General features: G+C 69.8%; 17 protein-coding genes. 13 read left to right on the top strand and 4 right to left on the bottom strand.

Features of this window, described 5'->3' with window-relative positions; all coding sequences use genetic code 11:
* Together ACYVAK_RS05985 and ACYVAK_RS05980 are read right to left on the bottom strand one after the other, a co-directional pair.
* Entirely contained in the window at window positions 1–1,413 is a 1,413-nt protein-coding gene (locus tag ACYVAK_RS05985) for an MBL fold metallo-hydrolase RNA specificity domain-containing protein (protein ID WP_461058956.1), read from the bottom strand.
* A 114-nt stretch (window positions 1,414–1,527) separates the two neighbouring features.
* Entirely contained in the window at window positions 1,528–3,711 is a 2,184-nt protein-coding gene (locus tag ACYVAK_RS05980; protein WP_461058954.1) for a S46 family peptidase, read from the bottom strand.
* A 291-nt stretch (window positions 3,712–4,002) separates the two neighbouring features.
* Here ACYVAK_RS05980 and ACYVAK_RS05975 point away from each other — a divergent pair, with 291 nt between their 5' ends.
* Genes ACYVAK_RS05975 through ACYVAK_RS05960 form a run of 4 tightly spaced genes read left to right on the top strand, consistent with a single transcriptional unit; the run spans window position 4,003 to window position 8,969 of the window.
* Window positions 4,003–6,024: a putative bifunctional diguanylate cyclase/phosphodiesterase gene (locus tag ACYVAK_RS05975; RefSeq protein ID WP_461058952.1), complete on the top strand. Its 2,022-nt coding sequence runs from the start codon at window positions 4,003–4,005 to the stop codon at window positions 6,022–6,024.
* A 37-nt stretch (window positions 6,025–6,061) separates the two neighbouring features.
* On the top strand, window positions 6,062–7,096 hold the full coding sequence (gene tdh, locus ACYVAK_RS05970; protein ID WP_461058950.1) for an L-threonine 3-dehydrogenase: 1,035 nt from the start codon (window positions 6,062–6,064) through the stop codon (window positions 7,094–7,096).
* Window positions 7,097–7,130: 34 nt separating this feature from the next.
* Complete coding sequence (locus ACYVAK_RS05965; RefSeq protein WP_461058948.1) at window positions 7,131–7,565, top strand: GNAT family N-acetyltransferase; 435 nt, start codon at window positions 7,131–7,133, stop codon at window positions 7,563–7,565.
* Window positions 7,566–8,969, top strand: coding sequence for a hypothetical protein (locus tag ACYVAK_RS05960; RefSeq protein ID WP_461058946.1), 1,404 nt, complete (start codon window positions 7,566–7,568; stop codon window positions 8,967–8,969). It begins immediately after the preceding gene.
* A gap of 9 nt (window positions 8,970–8,978) precedes the next feature.
* On the opposite strand, the gene ACYVAK_RS05955 is transcribed toward ACYVAK_RS05960, so the two are convergent.
* Window positions 8,979–9,713, bottom strand: coding sequence for a response regulator transcription factor (locus ACYVAK_RS05955; RefSeq protein WP_461058944.1), 735 nt, complete (start codon window positions 9,711–9,713; stop codon window positions 8,979–8,981).
* Between the two features lie 141 nt (window positions 9,714–9,854).
* Between ACYVAK_RS05955 and kbl the strand changes: the two genes are divergently transcribed.
* Entirely contained in the window at window positions 9,855–11,075 is a 1,221-nt protein-coding gene (gene kbl, locus ACYVAK_RS05950; protein ID WP_461060494.1) for a glycine C-acetyltransferase, read from the top strand.
* Between the two features lie 41 nt (window positions 11,076–11,116).
* Window positions 11,117–11,515: an HNH endonuclease gene (locus ACYVAK_RS05945; RefSeq protein WP_461058942.1), complete on the top strand. Its 399-nt coding sequence runs from the start codon at window positions 11,117–11,119 to the stop codon at window positions 11,513–11,515.
* Here the strand turns inward: ACYVAK_RS05945 and ACYVAK_RS05940 are convergent.
* Complete coding sequence (locus tag ACYVAK_RS05940) at window positions 11,488–12,252, bottom strand: pseudouridine synthase (protein ID WP_461058940.1); 765 nt, start codon at window positions 12,250–12,252, stop codon at window positions 11,488–11,490. The two genes, ACYVAK_RS05945 and ACYVAK_RS05940, sit on opposite strands and share 28 nt — an antisense overlap.
* Window positions 12,253–12,321: 69 nt before the next feature.
* On the opposite strand from ACYVAK_RS05940, the gene ACYVAK_RS05935 reads away from it, so the two are divergent.
* The 7 genes from ACYVAK_RS05935 to ACYVAK_RS05905 are packed head-to-tail and all read left to right on the top strand — an operon-like array spanning window position 12,322 to window position 18,445.
* On the top strand, window positions 12,322–12,771 hold the full coding sequence (locus ACYVAK_RS05935) for an OsmC family protein (RefSeq protein WP_461058938.1): 450 nt from the start codon (window positions 12,322–12,324) through the stop codon (window positions 12,769–12,771).
* Window positions 12,772–12,828: 57 nt separating this feature from the next.
* Window positions 12,829–13,785 (top strand): acyl-CoA desaturase, encoded by a 957-nt coding sequence (locus ACYVAK_RS05930; RefSeq protein WP_461058937.1) that lies wholly within the window; start codon window positions 12,829–12,831, stop codon window positions 13,783–13,785.
* Window positions 13,782–15,023 carry an NAD(P)/FAD-dependent oxidoreductase gene (locus tag ACYVAK_RS05925; RefSeq protein WP_461058935.1) on the top strand — a complete coding sequence of 414 codons (1,242 nt, stop codon included), beginning with the start codon at window positions 13,782–13,784 and terminating at the stop codon, window positions 15,021–15,023. Before ACYVAK_RS05930 ends, ACYVAK_RS05925 begins: the two co-directional genes overlap by 4 nt.
* Entirely contained in the window at window positions 15,020–15,829 is an 810-nt protein-coding gene (locus ACYVAK_RS05920) for a DUF1365 domain-containing protein (RefSeq protein ID WP_461058933.1), read from the top strand. Before ACYVAK_RS05925 ends, ACYVAK_RS05920 begins: the two co-directional genes overlap by 4 nt.
* Window positions 15,826–17,106, top strand: a complete 1,281-nt coding sequence (locus ACYVAK_RS05915; protein WP_461058931.1) for a class I SAM-dependent methyltransferase — start codon at window positions 15,826–15,828, stop codon at window positions 17,104–17,106. The genes ACYVAK_RS05920 and ACYVAK_RS05915 overlap by 4 nt, the downstream gene beginning before the upstream one ends.
* A complete protein-coding gene (locus tag ACYVAK_RS05910) occupies window positions 17,106–17,654 on the top strand; it encodes a DUF2878 domain-containing protein (protein ID WP_461058929.1) in 549 nt (182 codons plus the stop codon). The genes ACYVAK_RS05915 and ACYVAK_RS05910 overlap by 1 nt, the downstream gene beginning before the upstream one ends.
* The gene (locus ACYVAK_RS05905) at window positions 17,651–18,445 is read left to right on the top strand and encodes a DUF1295 domain-containing protein (protein WP_461058927.1); all 795 of its coding nucleotides are present in this window, start codon (window positions 17,651–17,653) and stop codon (window positions 18,443–18,445) included. Before ACYVAK_RS05910 ends, ACYVAK_RS05905 begins: the two co-directional genes overlap by 4 nt.

Here is an 18,445-nt window from a genome sequence, read left to right as displayed (position 1 = left end):
CTAGCGACCCACCGTGCGGGCGAGGTCCGGCCGGGCCAGCTCGACGTCGGCGTTGAAGCGACGGCGGAGCTCACGTGCCAAGGCCTCGCGCGCATCGTCCTCGCCGTGGACGAGCACCGTGTCGGGCCGGCCACCGACGCGACCATACCAGTCGAGCAGGCCGGCCTGGTCGGCGTGCGCGGACAGTCCGCCCACCGTGTGCCGCTTCGCCCGCACCGGCACCTCGCTGCCCAGCACGCGCACGTAGGCGGCGCCGTCCACCAGGCGCCGGCCCAGGGTGCCCTGCGCCTGGTAGCCGACGAAGACCACGTGGTTGCGTTCGAACGGCAGTCGGTGCCGCAGGTGGTGTCGCACGCGGCCGCCATTGGCCATGCCCGAGCCGGCGATGATGATGGCCCCGCTGTCGATGCGGTTGATGGCCATCGACTCCTCCGTGCTGTCGGTGAGGTGCAGGTTCTTCAGCCGCAGCGGGTGGGGCGTCTTCGCGAAGACGCGCGCCGCCTCCTCGTCGAACAGCTCCTCATGGCGCTCGTAGACGGCCAGCACCTTGGTGGCCATCGGGCTGTCGAGGAAGATCTGCCAGCGGCCGAGGCCCCAGTCGTCGAAGTGCTGGGCGAACGCGTAGAGCAGCTCCTGCGTGCGGCCGACCGCGAAGGCCGGGATGACGACGTTGCCGCGGTCGCGCCAGGCTTCGCGGAAGATCTCGCCGAGCTCGGTGACGGTGGCGGCGCGCTCGCGGTGCAGGCGGCCGCCATAGGTGGATTCGAGCAGCAGCAGGTCGGCGTGCGGCACTGGCGCGGCGTCCCGCAGGATCGGCGTGCCGGCCGGCCCGAGGTCGCCGGAGAACACGAGGGTCCGGCGCGTGCCGTCCTTCATCGTCTCGACCAGCTCGACGGTGGCCGAGCCGAGGATGTGGCCAGCATCGCGCAGCGTCAGTACGAGGCCGGGGAACAGCGCGGTCGGTGCGTCGTAGTCGATCGCGCGCACGTGCTTGAGCGTCTTGGCGACGTCGTCGAGCGTGTACAGCGGCTCGAGCTCCTCCTCGTCGTCGCGCCCGCCACGGCCTTCATGCAAACGGCGACGCGCGCGCTCGGCGTCGGCCTGCGCCAGTTTCGCCGAATCCTCCAGCATCACCTTGAGCAGGTCGGCGGTGGCGCGCTGGGTCCAGATCGGACCGCGGAAGCCGCGCTTCACCAGCAGCGGCAGGCGGCCGCAGTGGTCGATGTGCGCATGGCTCAACACCACCGCGTCGACGGCCGCAGGATCGAAGCCGAAATCCTCGCGGTTGCGCGCCTCGTCGGCACGGCTGCCCTGGATCAGGCCGCAGTCCAGCAGCAGGCGATGCCCGGCCGCCTCGACCTCGTGGCAGGAGCCCGTCACCTCAGCCGCGGCCCCGTGGAAGATCACCCGCATTCGCACTCTCCTCGTCGATACATCGAGCGTAGCCGGAAACGACGAGGGCGGCCCTGCGGCCGCCCCCGATGTCCTGGCGGGCCGCCCCCGGGGGGACGGCCCGCGACGACGGACTCAGCGCGCCTTGGCGGCGTCCTCGAGCTCCTTGACGAACTGCGGCGCCGGGTAGGCGTGCTCCATCGTCCACATCATGTAGCGCGAGTCGACGGCGATCATGCGGGTCATCTTCGGATCGAACACCCAGTTCGAGCTCACCGACTCCCAGTTGCCGTCGAAAGCGAGGCCGACCAGGCGGCCCCGCGCGTCCATCACCGGGGAACCGGAGTTGCCGCCGGTGATGTCGAGGTCGGAGAGGAAGTTCACCGGCACGGTGCCCAGCGCCGCATCGGCGCGGTTGCCGTGGCGGCGCTCGCGGATCGCGTCGAGCTGCACCTGCGGGGCATCGAAGGGCTCGACGCCCGTCGCCTTGGCGGCGAGGCCTTCCAACGTGGTGAACGGCGTGTAGGCCACGCCGTCGCGCGGCACGTAGCCGGTCACGTTGCCGAAGGTGATGCGCAGGCTGAGGTTGGCGTCCGGGTAGACGTGGCCGCCCTTCGACTTGCGGTAGGCCTGCACGGCGGCGAGGAAGGCGGGGCGGTGCAGCAGGCTGTCGCCACCGCGCGACTTCGCCTCGTTCTCAAGGGCCATGTAGGTCGGGAACAGCGCCACGACGAGCTTCAACAGCGGGTCGTTGCTGGCCTCCAGCGTGGCCTTGTCCGCCGTCAGCAGCGCGAGACGCGCGTCGGTGCCCTCGAGCTGGGTGCCCGAGTAGAGCTTTTCCAGGCCGGCCTTGATCGCCGCCTCGCTGCCGTCGCCGACGATCGCATCCAGCGCCGGCACGCGCTGGGCGGCCGGCAGCTTGGCGTAGTGGCCCAACCAGTAGGCCATCAGCTGCAGCTCCATGCTGCGGGCGTAGCGACGCTCCAGCTGGCGCTGGCCACCTTCGATGCCCGGCAGGTCGCGCTGCTGGAAACCCGGCGCGCGCTCGAGGTCCGGCTTCGCCTTCTCGACGGCGAGGCGGTAGAGCTGGCGAACGCTGGCGAGCAGGCCGGCGTTGCCGATCTGGCCGAGGACGAGGTCGCGCTCGCGGGTTTCGCGGGCTTTGGCGGCCAGGGCTTCAAGCGCGGCGTGTGCATCGAGAGCCGCCGTCGCATCGAGGCCCTCGGCCCCTGCGGCGCCGGCGCGCAGCCAGTCGAGCACGGCCTGCTCCTCGGCCTGCTTGGTGGCCAGCGCGTCGATGCGCTTGAAGCCTTCCAGCTGGCCGTCCCAGTTCTTCATCGCGTTCTGCCAGCCGCGGATCGTGGCGGCGTACTTCACCTCCACGTCCTTGTCGGCCTTGCCGGCGGCCTCGACGAGGGCGACGACATTCTTCAGGTGCTGGCCGACGACCGGGTACTGCCACTCGGCGACGTTCTGGAATTCGTCGAACAGCGCGTAGCGGTTGGTCTGGCCCGGATAGCCCGCCACCATCACGAAATCACCGGCCTCCAGCGGCTGGTCGGCGAGCTTCAGCCAGTGGCGCGGACGGAACGGCACGTTGTCTTTCGAGAACGCGGCCGGCTTGCCGTCCGGGCCCACGTAGGCGCGGTAGAAAGTGAAGTCGCCGGTGTGGCGCGGCCACATCCAGTTGTCGACCTCGCCACCGTAGTTGCCGATCGAGGACGGCGGCGCATAGGCGAGGCGCACGTCCCGGATCTCCATCTGGCGGAACAGGCGGAAGGTCTGGCCGCCGAAGAACGAGTACAGCGTGCAGCGGTAGCCCGCCTCGCTCTCGCAGGCGGCGATCAGCGCCTTCTGCTTGGCTTCCAGCGCGTTCTGGCGCGCGAGGCCGTCGGCGGCGCCGGCGATCGCGGCGCGCATGTCGGCGGTGACGTCGGTGATCTGGTCCATCACGAAAACGCGCGCGTTCGGACCCGCGGAGACTTCATCGGCCGGCGTCGCGGCGTTGAAGCCCGTCACCATCAGGTTCTTCTCGGGCGTCGAGTTCAGCTGGATGGCGCCGTAAGCGCAGTGGTGGTTGGTCGCGACGAGGCCGTTCGGCGAGACGAAGCTCGCGGTGCAGCCCCCCAATGCGACGACGGCGCCCATCGGGTCACCCGTGAGGTCGGCAAGCTGCTCGGGCGACAATTCGAGGCCGGCCTCCTTCAGCGGACCGGCGATCTCGGGCAGCTGCTGCGGGACCCACATGCCCTCGCGGGCGGGGGCGGCGGAAGCGATGAGCATGGCCGCAATGGCGGCAGCGAGCGGAAGTCGGCGCATGAGGGGTTCCCCGGTTCGGACGATGGCGGTAAAGCGGATGGATGGCAGGCGAAGCCGCTGGAGTCTAGCCGCCCGCCCGCACCCACCCCCCTGCCGGAAGTCGGGGGCGATTTCCCGGCCCGCGGCGCCACGACTTCCGCCGTCGACGCGCGCCCACTACTGTGTGCGCTGGACAGCGCGAGCACGACGATGGGCATGAGCGGAAACCGCCGACCCGCAAGCCTCCTGGCGGCATCGGCCTCCCCGACCCGGGCGCCCTTCGGTGCCCGGGCCGGCGGCTGAGGCGCGACGATGGAAAACAGCCAGGTCCTCGTTTTCCTCAGCGTGACACAGGCCGTCATCGCGATCGCGATGGCCGCCGTCGCCGCGCAGATGGGTGGCAACCGCCTGCGCATGTCGCGGCGCATCCTTGCGACCAGCTTCGCGGCGCTTGGCGCCTTCCATGCGCTGTCCATGCTGGCGTTCTGGCTTTCCGGGCAAGGGCCGCAATGGGTACTGACCCGCACGCTGGCCAGTGCGGCATCCCAGTCGGCGTCGATCCTCCACATCGTCTTTCTCGCCCTCGCCCTGTATCTCACCGTCCTGCGGAGGGGGCTGCACCCGGGCACGCTCCGCGCAAGCGTCGCAGCGGCCCTCGTCGTCGGCGTCGCCCTCGCATGGCCCGGCGCCTTCGACCCCGGCGGTGCGGAACTGCGCAACATGCTGCGCATCGGCGTGCGTGCGCTGATCACGGCTGTGGCCTATGCGACGCTCGCCTTGCTGATGGCGCGCCACCGTCCCGACCGCGGCCGCACCCTTGGCCAGGGGCTCGTCGTGGGCTCGCTCTCGATCCTCGCCGCCAGCAATGGTGTGAATGCCGTCGTGACACTCGTGGACGACTGGCAGGCGTGGGGTATCGACGTGACGGTCTGGCTCCAGCTCTTCGGCCTGGTCGGCGTGATGGCGCTGGCGATCGCGATGCTGGTTTGGGTGCAGGAACGCACGCAGGCCATGGCCGAGGCCAAGACGCTGACGGCCGAGCGCTTGGCGCACTTCGACGAGGACACCGGCCTTCCGAACCGCCACGGCTTCCTCCGGCGCATCGACCAAGGCGCCGGCAGCAATGCATCACTCACCGTCATGGCGTTGCGCTTGCAGCGTTATTCCATGCTGGAACGCACCCTCGGCCCGGACTGGGCGCGCGAGGCGCTGCGCCGGGTCGGCGAAGCCCTGGTCACCGGACGGAACCACCATTTCCTCGCGATCGGTCGCATCGACAGCGATCGGCTCGCCATCGCGATCAGCGCCGACGGCTCGTTGGCCGACGCCGACGTGCTGGCGCGCCGACGCGAGGTGGAATCGGTCGCCCAGGGCCTCGGCCATCCGGTGGGCGTAAGCTTCGGCTATGCCGTCCGCCAGCAGCGCGAGCGCGTGGAGAGCCTGCTGGCCTGCGCCTGCCTCGCGCAGGAAAAGGCCGAGGCGGCAGGCATGCACATGCTGCGCTTCGAGCCCGAGCAGGCCCGCTCGGACGCCGACGAGGTCGAGACGGTCGGTGCGCTCTACCGGGCCATCGGCGAGGACCAGCTGTTCCTCGAATACCAAGGCATCTTCGACGTCGCCACCGGCCAGCTCGACGGCGTGGAAGCCCTGTTGCGCTGGAAGCATCCGCTGCAGGGCGTCCTGCCGCCCGGGCGCTTCCTGCCGGCGGCAGAGCGCGGCGGGCTGATGGGCGACATCGACCGGTGGGTGCTCGACCGGGTCTGCCGTGAGCTGCGGGAGCGGCAGCAAGCCGGCCTGCCGGAGGTGCCTGTCGCGATGAATCTCTCGGCTGCTTCGGTGCTCGACTCGAGCCTGCCCGCGGCGGTCGAGGCTCAACTCCGGCGGAACCGGATCACGCCCGGCCTGCTCGAGCTGGAGATCACCGAGTCGGCCGCGATGCACGACCTCGCCCGCGCCCGCGACATCGTCGATGCGCTGCGCGCGCTCGGCGTCCGCATCGCGCTTGACGACCTCGGCACCGGTTACTCCTCGCTGTCGCACCTGCGCGAACTGCGCGCCGACCGGTTGAAGATCGACCGCAGCTTCATCGGCAGCGGCGACCGCTTCGGCAACGCCATCGCCGCCGCCATCGGCGTGCTGGGACGCTCGCTCGGGCTGGACGTGGTGGCGGAAGGCGTCGAGACCCCCGCGCAGCTCGCGTTCTGCCGGGCCCAGGGTTTCTCCAAGGTGCAGGGTTGGCTGTTCCACCGCCCCGCCGTGGCCTGGCCGGACGGTCGGCGCATCGAGCCGGCCCCACCGGACGCTCACCGCGAGGGCGAAAGCCCGTCGGTATAATCGGCGCCCTTCGGGCCGAGGGCCCCGGGAGCACGCGATGGGCATGATGATGAAGGCGCTCGTGAAGCGCCACGCCGAGAAGGGCATCTGGATGGAGGAGGTGCCGGTCCCGCAGATCGGCCCCAACGAGGTGCTGATCAAGCTCGAGAAGACCGCGATCTGCGGCACCGACCTGCACATCTACAAGTGGGACGAGTGGAGCCAGCGCACGATCACGCCGGGCCTCGTCATCGGCCACGAGTTCGTCGGCCGCATCGTCGAGCTGGGCGCCGGCGTCACCGGCTACAAGGTCGGCGACCGCGTCTCGGCCGAAGGCCACATCGTCTGCGGCGTCTGCCGCAACTGCCGCGCCGGCAAGCAGCACCTGTGCCCGCACACGGTCGGCATCGGCGTGAACCGCCCCGGCGCCTTCGCCGAGTACATCGCCATGCCGGCCGCCAACCTGTGGCCGATCCCCGACCAGATCCCGTCGGAGCTCGCCGCGTTCTTCGACCCCTACGGCAACGCCGCGCACTGCGCGCTGGAGTTCGACGTCATCGGCGAGGACGTGCTGATCACCGGCGCCGGCCCCATCGGCATCATCGCCGCGGGCATCTGCAAGCACATCGGCGCGCGCAACGTGGTCGTCACCGACGTCAACGACTTCCGCCTGAAGCTGGCCGCCGACATGGGCGCCACGCGGGTCGTGAACGTCTCGAAGCAGTCGGTGAAGGACGTGATGAAGGACCTCCACATGGAGGGCTTCGACGTCGGCCTCGAGATGAGCGGCAACCCGCGCGCCTTCAACGACATGCTCGACTGCATGTACCACGGCGGCAAGATCGCCCTGCTCGGCATCCTGCCCAAGGGCACCGGCGTCGACTGGGACAGGATCATCTTCAAGGGCCTCACCGTGCAGGGCATCTACGGCCGGCGCATGTACGAGACCTGGTACAAGATGACGCAGATGGTGCTCACCGGCTTCCCGCTGCAGAAGGTGCTCACGCACCAGATCCACATCGACGATTTCCAGAAGGGCTTCGACCTGATGGACGCCGGCACCTGCGGCAAGGTCGTCTGCAGCTGGAATTGACCCGCGGCATCCCCTTCCCCACGAGGCCACGCCCATGTGCTCCGCCTCCAGCGTCCACATCGCCGTCGACCCCGACCTCGACGGCGAGAAGGCGCTCGCCATCCGCGAGATGCTCCGTGACTACAACGCGAGATTCATCGGCCGGCCGGACTGGCTGCCGATGGTGATCACCGCGCTGGACGCCGAGGACGAGCTCGTCGGCGGGCTGGCAGGCCAGTACGGTCTGGGCTGGCTGCACGTGGACATGCTGGCCGTCGCGCCGGAACGCCGTCGCACCGGCATCGGGATGCAGCTGCTCGAACAGGCCGAGCAGTGGGCGCGCCAGCGCGGCGCGCTCGGCGTCTACCTCGAGACGATCGAGTTCCAGGCCTTGGGCTTCTACGAGCGCCTCGGTTACCGGCCGTTCGGCCAGCAGGCGGACAATCCGCCCGGGTACACCCGCTACTTCCTCGAAAAGCGCTTCGACTGAATGCCCTCGCTTCTTCGTGAACCCCGCGTCTGGTTGGCCGCGGGCCTACTGCTTGTCACCCACGGCGCGCGGGCGGCGACGGCCGGCACGCCGGCCTGCGGTCCCGGGGCCCTGCCCGCCGCCGCCATGGCGCCGCCTGCGCTGCTCGGCGCCGAGGATTTCAGCGCCGCACCCTGCGCAGAGATCGTCGGCGGGATGGCGCAGTTCGTGCTCCACGCCCGCGGGAGCGGCGCGGGGGGCATCGAGCCGGCGACACTTCGGGTCGAGAGTCTCGATCTGCTCGAGATCCGCGCGGTCGAGATGGAGGCCGTGCGCCAGCTGCGGACGAAACGTGCCGCCGGCACCGCCGGACGTGCCGCCGCTTCCTCGCTCGTGGCGAGCGGCGATGCGATCGCGGGCGTCGTCACGCGGCCGGTCGAAAGCATCGTGGGACTGCCGGCCGGCATGCTTCGCGTCTTCGGACGGCGCGCCTCGAACTACGGCCGACAGGCGTCGGACGCCGGCGAGCGCGCGTTCGAGGCGCTATCGGGCGAGGCCCTGTTCGACGCCAGCCTGCGTCCTCGCGAGTTGGCGCCGCTCCCCCCGGAGCCGGAGCCGTGGTGGCAGAAGGGGGGAGGCCTCGCCCTCAAGCTCGGCAAGCGCTGGCTTGGCTACAACGCGGCCCGACGCGAGCTCGGGCGGGAGCTTGGTATCGATCCCTATTCCACCAACCCTTGGCTCGACGCCGAGATGGATCGACTGGCCTGGTCGGCGCTCGTCGGCCGGCGCGGCGTTGGCCTGGGCCTGGGCGAGGTGGGCGGTGCGGCCGGCGCCGTGGTCGGCCAAAGCGCGCGCATCCACCGGATGGTCTGGGAGCGGCCACCGGAGGACGTCGAAGCCTGGAACGCGGCCCGCCTCGCGCCGCTCGCGTGCCGTGCCGATGTCCAGGACGCCTTCTTCGACAACGCGCGCTACAGCCCGACCCTGCAGACGCAGGCCGTGGACGCGTTGCTGGACCTCGCGCCGCAAGGCGGTTGCGACGTGTTCCTGGGGCTCGCCTCCAGCGTCCAGCGGGAGGCCGAAGCCCGCTTCGTGGTCGACGCCCTGCAACTGCTCGTCGCGGCACGCCCGCGCTTCCCGACGCGCTTCGAGGTCTTCGGCGAAGCCCTCGTGCTCCGCGATGGCGAGGAGCGGCTGTGGCTGGCCCTGCCCGTCGACCTGCTGCAATGGACGCCAGAGACGGCGGACTTCTTTGCCGATCCGGCGCTGGCGAGAGTCGCCGACAAACGCCTGCTGCTCGCACGGGAGGCCAGTCCGCGGGCGCGGGCCGCCCTCCTCGCCGAAGGCTGGGCGCTGGTGGAGCAATCGATCGGGCCGGCGCGTGAGTTCAACCTCCGCCGGCCGCGGGGCGACGCGGGCTACTGAGTCGGCACTTCAGCCGACCTCGGCCTCGGGGCCATCGGCCGTATCGTCGTTGCTGCTGCGCACAAGGCGATAGCCGTGCTGGTAGATGCCCTCCAGCCGCCATTCGCTGTCGCCCTGGAGGCCCAGGCGCTTGCGCAGCCGGCTCACGTAGGTGTCGATGCTGCGGGTGGCCACGTTCGGCCCGACGCGCCAGACCTGCGAGAGCAGCGTCTCGCGCGAAACCACCTTGCCGCGGCGCTGGAACAGGAACACCAGCAGGTCGAATTCGCGATCGGTGAGCTCGATCTGCTCGCCGTGCAAGGTGAGGCGACGGCGATCCAGATCGAAGCCGAAGGGCTCGACGTCCTCGATGATGTTGGCATTGCTGAGCGGCGCCGCACGGCGCATGGCCGATTTGATCCGCGCCACCAGCTCGGCGGCGCGCGCCGGCTTCACGATGTAGTCATCGGCGCCGGCCTGCAGGCCGGTGACGATGTCGGACTCCTGGTCGTTGCCGGTCAGGAAGATCACCGGCAGCGTCGCATTGGTCTGGCGGAGTTCACGCAGCAGCTCCAGCCCGGAGACGCCGGGCAGGTTCCAGTCGAGCAGCAGCAGGTCGATCGACTCCGGCCCCATGCGGCGGCGGAAATCGAGCTCGGTGCCGTAGTGGAGGCAATCCATGCCCGAGTTCTCGATCATCGTCGCGATGATCTTGGCCTGGGTGGGATCGTCTTCGACGAGTCCGATTTGCAGAGTTCGCGACATGGTCCCCTGGGCGGCCGGCTCGGTGGGTCCGGTTCCGCAACATGTTTTACAAGTGTGAATTGTGTCAAGCACCGGAGGACAACGGAAGACATGCCGACCCCGGTCCATAATGCCGCCCCCGCACCGCGCACCCGGATCGCCATGGCCTCGACCATTCCCGCCACCCCCTCCCCCACCCTCGCCCGGTACGCCGCCGAGCTGGACGAGATCCGCGCCGCCGGTTTGTTCAAGGCCGAGCGGGTGATCACCAGCCCGCAGTCGGCCGAGATCGCGCTCGAGGACGGCCGTGCGGTGCTGAACTTCTGCGCGAACAACTACCTCGGCCTGGCCGACCACCCGGACGTGATCGCCTCGGCCAAGGCGGCCCTGGACACCCACGGCTTCGGCATGGCGTCGGTGCGCTTCATCTGCGGCACCCAGGACCTGCACAAGCAGCTCGAGAAGACCATCGCGGACTTCTTCGGCACCGAGGACACCATCCTCTACGCCGCCTGCTTCGACGCCAACGGTGGCCTGTTCGAGCCGCTGCTGGGCGAACAGGACGCGATCATCTCGGACAGCCTCAACCACGCCTCGATCATCGACGGCGTGCGCCTGTGCAAGGCCAAGCGCTACCGCTACGCCAACGGCGACATGGCCGACCTCGAGACGCAGCTGCAGCAGGCACGGGCCGACGGCGTGCGCGACATCCTGATCACCACCGACGGCGTGTTCTCGATGGACGGCTTCATCGCCCCGCTGGACGAGATCACCGCGCTGGCCGCCAAGTACGGCGCCCTCGTGCACATCGACGAATGCCATGCCACCGGCTTCCTCGGGGCGACGGGCCGCGGCAGCGCCGAGGTGAAGGGGGTGATGGACAAGATCGACCTCTTCACCGGCACGCTGGGCAAGGCCATGGGCGGTGCGCTCGGCGGCTTCACCACGGGCCGCCGCGACGTGATCGAGCTGCTGCGCCAGCGCTCGCGCCCCTACCTGTTCAGCAACTCGCTGCCGCCGCACGTGGTGGCCGCCGGCATCACCGCCTTCGACATGCTGGCCAAGGCGGGCGACCTGCGCGAGCGCCTCGCCGCCAACACGGCCTACTTCCGCGCGGAGATGACGAAGCTGGGTTTCGACCTCAAGCCCGGCGTGCACCCCATCTGCCCGGTGATGCTGTACGACGCCCCGCTGGCGCAGAAATTCGCCGCCCGCCTGCTGGAGGAAGGCATCTACGCCATCGGCTTCTTCTTCCCGGTGGTGCCGAAGGGCCAGGCGCGAATCCGCACGCAGATGAGCGCGGCGCACACCCGCGAGCACCTCGACCGAGCGATCGCCGCCTTCGCCAAGGTGGGCCGGGAGCTCGGGGTCATCCCGGGCTGAGCCTCGGGCGGCGGGACAGCGGGCCACGGCCCCCGACGCCGATGCGCGCCAAGCTCAAATCCCTGTTCCGCCTCGCCGTCGCCACCGACACCGAGGCCGTCCAGGCCCAGGACGGGACGTGGACGACGCGCTGCCTGCATTGCCGCACGCGCTTGCAGGTCGCGGCCGATGGCGAAGCCCTCGGGGCGAGCTCTCTGGAACACGTCGTGCCCCAGGCATGGTTCGGACTGCGCGCCGCCGCGGCGCTCACGGCCCAGGTGGGCGAGGATCGCGATGACGCGCGCAACCTCGCGGTGGCCTGCCGGCGCTGCAACCAGGACAAGGGCAAGGGCCCGGACGCGCGCGGCCCGCAGGACGCACGGGCCCACGCGGTGGTCGCGGCCTTGCTCGGCAAGCGCCTCGCACGCTGGCGTCAGCCGGCAGGCGAGGGCGTGGATTGAGGTCCGCGCAGCGCCGCCACTTCCTCGCTGGTCAGGTGGCGCCAGGCGCCCTTCGGCAGATCGCCCAGGACCAGCCCGCCGATCGCCACGCGCACCAGCCGAAGCACGGGGAACCCGGCGGCCTTCGCCAGCCGTCGGATCTGGCGGTTCTTCCCTTCGTCGAGCACGACCTCCAGCCACGCCGTCTTGCCGCCGCTCTTCAGCAGCAGCACCGACTTCGCCGCCAAGCGCTCGCCACCATCCTCGAAGCCGTCGACCATCGCCTCCAGCGCATCGTCGCCCGGCACGCCGTCGACCTGGACGCGGTAGGTCTTGTCCGGCCCGGCCCCGGGGGCGGTGATGCGCGCGGCCCACGCCGGGTCGTTGGTGAAGAGCAGAAGGCCTTCGCTGGCCTGGTCGAGCCGGCCGACCGGCGCGATCCACGGCAGGCCCGCGCCATCAAGGCAGCGATAGACCGTCTCGCGGCCCTTTTCGTCGCTCGCCGTGGTGACCAGGCCGCGCGGCTTGTTCAAGGCGAGGTAGACGCGGGCCTCCGCGGCGATCGGCCGGCCGTCGACGCAGACCGCGTCCACGCCCGCGCGCACCGGATGTTCGGGATCCATGACCACGCGCCCGGCCACGCTGACGCGGCCGTCCCGCACCCACGCCGCGGCCTGAGAGCGGGAGGCGAGGCCGGCTTTCGAGAGCACGCGGGCCACGCCATGGCGTGGCATCGGGACGGGATGACGGGGCGGCATGGGACGATGATCCGGATTCGACCCGGACTTGGCTACGCTTGACCTCCCTTGTCCGCCCTGGAACCTCCGATGTCCGAGCACACCGCCCGCCTGAGCTGGTCGCGCCATGGGCACGACGTCACGCATGACGGCTATTCGCGCGATCACACCCTCGAATTCGAGAATGGACAGCGCAGCCTGGCGTCCTCGGCCCCGGCGTTCGCCGGCAACCCGGAGGCCCTCAACCCCGAGACGCTGCTCGTTGGCTCGCTATCGTCATGCCACATGCTGACCTTCCTCGCCGTGTGCGCGAAGCGCGGCTACGTGCTCGAGCAGTATGAAGACGCCGCTTCCGGCCTGCTGGACAAGAATGCCGAGGGGAAAATGGCCATCACCCGCATCACCCTGCGGCCGAGGGCCGTGTTCTCGGGGGAAAAACAGCCCAACGCCGAAGAGCTCGCGAGATTGCACGAGCGGGCGCACGCCAACTGCTTCATCGGCAGCACGATCCGCGCCGAGGTCGTGGTCGAGCCGGCGTGAGTGCCGGACGATCCGATTCACCGCCCTCTCACCGCCCGCCGCCCTAGAGTCGCGCCCATGTCCGATTTTCCAACGCACGCCCCGCTCTGGCGCCGCGGCCTGACGGCCGTCATCCGCTGGTTCGATACCGCAGCCGCAGACCCGGTGGATGCGGTCGAGGCCGCCCGCATCGACTGGTTGCGCGTCCTTCCCTTCATCGGCCTCCACTTGGCCTGCGTGGCCGTGATCTGGGTCGGCGTGAGCCCGTTCGCCGTCGCCGTGGCCGTGGTGCTGTATGCGGTGCGCATGTTCGCGATCACCGGCTTCTACCACCGCTACTTCTCACACAAGGCCTTCCGCACCTCGCGGCCGGTGCAGTTCCTGTTCGGCGTGGTCGGCGCCAGCAGCGTGCAGCGCGGCCCGCTGTGGTGGGCGGCGCACCACCGTCAGCACCACCGGGCCAGCGACACCGAGCACGACCCGCATTCGCCGAAGCACAAGGGTTTCTGGTACAGCCACATGGGCTGGTTCCTCACCCGGGGCGCCTTCCGCACCGACCTCGACGCGGTGAAGGACCTCGCCAAGTTCCCCGAACTGCGCCTGCTCGACCGCTTCGACATCCTCGTGCCCGTGCTGCTGGCCACGGGCCTTTTCCTGCTGGGCGGCTGGCTCGAGACGGCCGCACCCGCGCTCGAGACCAACGGCCCGCAGCTGCTGGTCTGGGGCTTCTTCGTATCGACCGTCGTGCTTTTCCACGTGACGGTGACGATCAACTCCTTCGCGCACCGCTTCGGCCGGCGCCGCTTCGCAACCCGCGATGATTCGCGCAACAACTGGTTCCTCGCTCTGCTCACTTTCGGCGAGGGTTGGCACAACAACCACCACCACTACCCCGGCTCGGCGCGCCAGGGCTTCCGCTGGTGGGAGTATGACTTCACGTACTACACGCTGAAGGCGCTCAGCCTGTTCCGCATCGTCTGGGACCTGAAGCCCGTGCCGGAAGCCTTCCGCAAACCGACCGCGGAGGCCGCGTGAGGGTCGCCGTCGTCGGCAGCGGCATCGCCGGTCTGTCCGCCGCTTGGCTCCTTTCCCGCGAACACGAGGTCGTGCTGTTCGAGGCCGAGGCGCGGCTTGGCGGCCACACGCACACCCACGACGTCGATCAGGCCGGGAAGCGTTACCGCGTCGATACCGGCTTCATCGTCCATAACACGCACAACTACCCGCTGCTGACGCGGATGTTCGACGAGCTCGGCGTGGCCTCGCAGGACACGACGATGAGCTTCGGGGCGCAGGTCGAAGCCACCGGCCTCGAGTACAACGCCACCAACCTCGACGCCCTGTTCTGCCAGCGCCGCAACCTGCTCTCGCCATCCTTCCTCCGGATGGTGCGCGAGATCCTGCGCTTCTACCGCGAGGCCGGCGCCCTGCTGCGCGACCCCGGCCCGGGCCCCTCGCTCGGCGACTACCTCGAGCGGAACCGCTATTCGGCCCTGTTCCGCGACGCCCACCTGATCCCGATGGCCTCGGCGCTGTGGTCTTCGCCCTCGGCGACGATCCTCGACTTCCCGGCCAAGTACCTCGTCCGTTTCATGGACCACCACCGCATGCTGCAGGTGGAAGGCCGGCCGCAGTGGCGCGTGGTGACGGGCGGTTCGTCGACGTACGTGGAGGCCTTGAAGGCGCGCTGGACGGTCGACGTGCGCCTCGCCTGCCCGGTGCAGCGCATCACCCGCGACGACGCCGGCGTGGCGGTGAAGCACGTGGCCGGCGAGGAGCGCTTTGATGCGATCGTCGTGGCCACGCACAGCGACCAGGCCCTCGCCCTGCTGGGCGATGCGGACGCGCTCGAGCGCGAGGTGCTCGGGGCCATGCCCTACCAGCGCAACGAGGTGGTGCTGCACACCGACCGCCGCCTGCTGCCGACGCGCCGCAAGGCCTGGGCCGCTTGGAATGCCTTCGTCCCGGCTGATCCAAAGGCGGAATGCTCGGTCAGCTACTGCATGAACCTGCTCCAGGGCCTCGACTCTCCCGAGCCCTTCGTGGTCACGCTCAATCGCACCGCCGCGATCGACCCGGCCAAGATCATCGCAACGATGAGCTACCACCACCCGGTGTACACCCACGCCAGCGTGGCGGCGCAGGAGCGCCGCGCCGAGCTCAACGGCCGCCGCCGCACCTGGTTCGCGGGCGCCTACTGGGGCTTCGGCTTCCACGAGGATGGCATGCGCGCGGGCGTCGACGCCGCGGCCGGCCTCGGGGTGCGCTGGTGAACACCGGCAGCGGCGACCAACGATCGGCGCCCGCAGCCAACGGGCTGCGGAGCGCCCTCTACGTCGGCCGCGTCCAGCACCGCCGCTTCGCGGTGGCGGAAAACCACTTCCGCTACCGGATGTTCCAACCCTTCCTCGACCTCGCCGAACTCGACCGCGTCTTCGACCGGCGCTGGTTCTGGTCGGTGAACCGCCGCAACCTCGCCGAGTTCCGCCGCAGCGACTACTTCGGCGACCCCGCTCTGTCCCTCGATGTGGCCGTCCGGCGGCGCGTGGAGGCGCAACTGGGCCGTCCGGCGCCCGGGCCGATCCGCGTGCTCACGCACCTGCGCTATTTCGGCTACGTGCAGAACCCCGTCAGCTTCTACTACGGCTACCGGGAGGACGGCGAAACCCTCGATTGGATCCTCGCCGAGATCACCAACACCCCCTGGGGCGAGCGCCACGCCTACCTCCTGCCGGCCGAGACGGCGGAGCGGAAGGGCCGCGCCCTGCATTTCGGCTTCGAGAAGGCCTTCCACGTCTCGCCCTTCCTCCCCATGGACCGGCGCTACCACTGGGTTTTCACCCCGCCGCGCGAGGACCTGCACATCCACATGGACGTCCTCCGGGGCGATTCGCGGGAGTTCGATGCCACGCTCACCCTGGAGCGGCGTCCGTTGCAAGGCAACACGCTGGCTTCATGCCTTGCCGCGTATCCATTCATCACCGTGAAGGTGGCCGCCGCCATCTACTGGCAAGCCTTGAAGCTCACCCTCAAGCGCGTGCCCTTCCACCCCCACCCGAACCCGGACGCCCGCCTGTGAGCCTGCCTGCCGACGCCCTGCCCGACGAATCCGCCTCCCCCGGCAGCTACGAACGCTGGCTGCGTTCGCGCCTGCTCGAGCGCCTCGCCGGCCTGCGCCATGGCGCCCTCGTGGTCAGCGACGCGCTGGGGGAAAGGCGCCTCGGCGATGCGGAGCCTGCGCCGGGCGCCCCGGTGGCGCGGCTGCGCGTGCACGACCTCGAAACCTACGCCCGTATCGCCACCGGGGGGTCGGTGGGGGCCGCCGAGGCCTACATGGACGGTCAATGGAGCTGCGACGAGCTCGTCGACCTGATCCGGTTGCTGGTGTTGAACCGCGACTTGCTGGATGCGATGGAAGGCGGCATGGCCCGCCTGTCGGGCTGGCTGCTCAAGGCCGTGCACGCGTTCCGCCGCAACACCCGTGCCGGCTCGCGCAAGAACATCGCGGCCCACTACGACCTCGGCAACGACCTCTTCCGCCTTTTCCTGTCCGATGACCTGATGTACTCGTCGGCGATCTTCGCTTCGACCGACGAACCGCTCGAAGCCGCCTCGTTCCGGAAGCTCCAGCGCATCGGCCGCAAGCTCGACCTGAAGCCGTCGGACCACCTCGTCGAGATCGGCACCGGCTGGGGCGGCATGGCGTTGCACGCGGCCAAGCACTTTGGCTGCCGTGTCACGACCACGACCATTTCGAAGGAGCAGCACGCCTTGGCCACCGAGCGCGTGGCCCGCGCCGGCCTGTCCGACCGCGTGACCCTGCTGCTCGAGGACTACCGCGACCTGAAGGGCGCCCACGACAAGCTCGTCTCGATCGAAATGATCGAGGCCATCGGCCACCAGTACCTCGACACCTACCTCGCCAAGTGCGCCAGCCTGCTGAAGCCGGACGGCCTCGCGATGGTGCAGGCCATCACCATCGAGGACCATCGCTACGAGCAGGCGCTGCGTTCGGTCGACTTCATCAAGCGGCACATCTTCCCGGGCAGCTTCATTCCGTCCATCAGCGCCATCACCGGGGCAATGGGCCGCAGCACCGACCTGCGCCTCGTCTCGCAGGAGGATTTCGGCCCCAGCTACGCCCTGACGCTTCGGCACTGGCGCGAGCGCTTCATGGCCAGACTCGCCGATGTGCGCGCACTCGGCTACGACGAGCGCTTCATCCGCATGTGGGAGTTCTACCTCGCCTACTGCGAGGGTGGCTTCCTGGAGCGATCGATCGGGGTCTCCCAGCTGCTGTTCGCACGGCCGATGAACCGCCGCGAGGCATGGATCCCCGCCCCAGAGCTCGCGTGATGGCGAAAGGGTTCCTCATCGCGAACGTGCTCGGCTTCCAGGCCGTATGGTTCGCCAGCGTGATCGGCGCCGCCAACGGCCTGCCCTGGGCGGGTCCCCTGGCCATCGCGGCCTATGCCGCGGTGCACTTCCGGTGGACCCCCGACCGCCGTGGCGACTTGCGCATGCTGGCCATCGCCTTGGCGATGGGAATCGTGGCCGACTCCCTGCTCGCCGCCAGCGGCGTTCTCGCCTTCGCGAGCCCCTGGCCGTGGACCTTCGCCGCCCCGGTGTGGATCCTCGCCATGTGGGCCGGCTTTGCCTTGACGCTGAACCACTCCATGGGCTTCCTGCGCGACCGCTGGATGGCCGCGGCAGCGTTCGGCGCCGCCGGTGGGCCGCTCGCCTACTGGGGTGCCGCGCGCGGTTTCGACGCCGTCGACTTCGGCCTCGGGCTTCCCGTTGCTCTCGTCGCCCTCGCCGTGACTTGGGGCGTGGCCATGCCTGCCCTGTATGCCCTCCATCGCCTCGCCCAGCCTCGCCCCGATCGCGAGGTCGCCGAAGCGTGAGCTTCTGGACCATCATCCTGCTGACTTGGTTCGGCGCTGCGGTCGGCATGACCGCCGTTTGGGCCTTCTCGATGCGGGTTCGCAACGCGGGCTGGGTCGACGTGGCGTGGGCGGGTCTGATGGCGCTCGCGGCGATGTTCGCCGGCCTATCGGGCGAAGGCGATGTCCTGCCGCGCGGCCTCGTGGCGGTGTTCGGCGGCGTCTGGGGTTCGCGCCTGTGCCTGCACCTGATGCATCGCGTCCTGCGCGAGCCGGAGGATGGCCGCTACCAGGCCATGCGCGCCGCCATCGGCGATTCTCCGCTGCGCTGGCTCGCCTTCTTCCAGGTCCAGGCCTTCGTCGTGGCGCTGTTCGCCATCCCCTTCACCGCGGCGGCCTCCGCCGATGCCGAAGGACTCGAACCACTCATGCTGCTCGCGGTCGTGGTCTGGATCGTCGCCATCGGCGGGGAAACGCTCGCCGACCGCCAGCTCGACGCCTTCCGCAGCGATCCCGCCAACAAGGGCAAGCTGTGCCGCGTCGGGTTGTGGGCCTGGTCCCGCCACCCCAATTACTTCTTCGAGTGGGTGCACTGGTTCGCGTACGTGCTGCTCGCATGGTGCGGCCCGCACTTCGGATGGAGCCTGCTCGGGCCCGTCGTCATGTTCGCTTTCCTCTGGCGCGTCAGCGGCATTCCATGGACGGAGGCCCAGGCGCTCCGCAGCCGCGGTGACGCCTACCGTCGCTACCAGCGCGAAGTCAGTGCATTCTTCCCATGGCCGCCCAAAGCGTCCGATCCTCCTTCGAACTGA

The organism is Silanimonas algicola (assembly GCF_054777375.1).
This window is presented reverse-complemented; position numbering and strand designations above follow the sequence as displayed.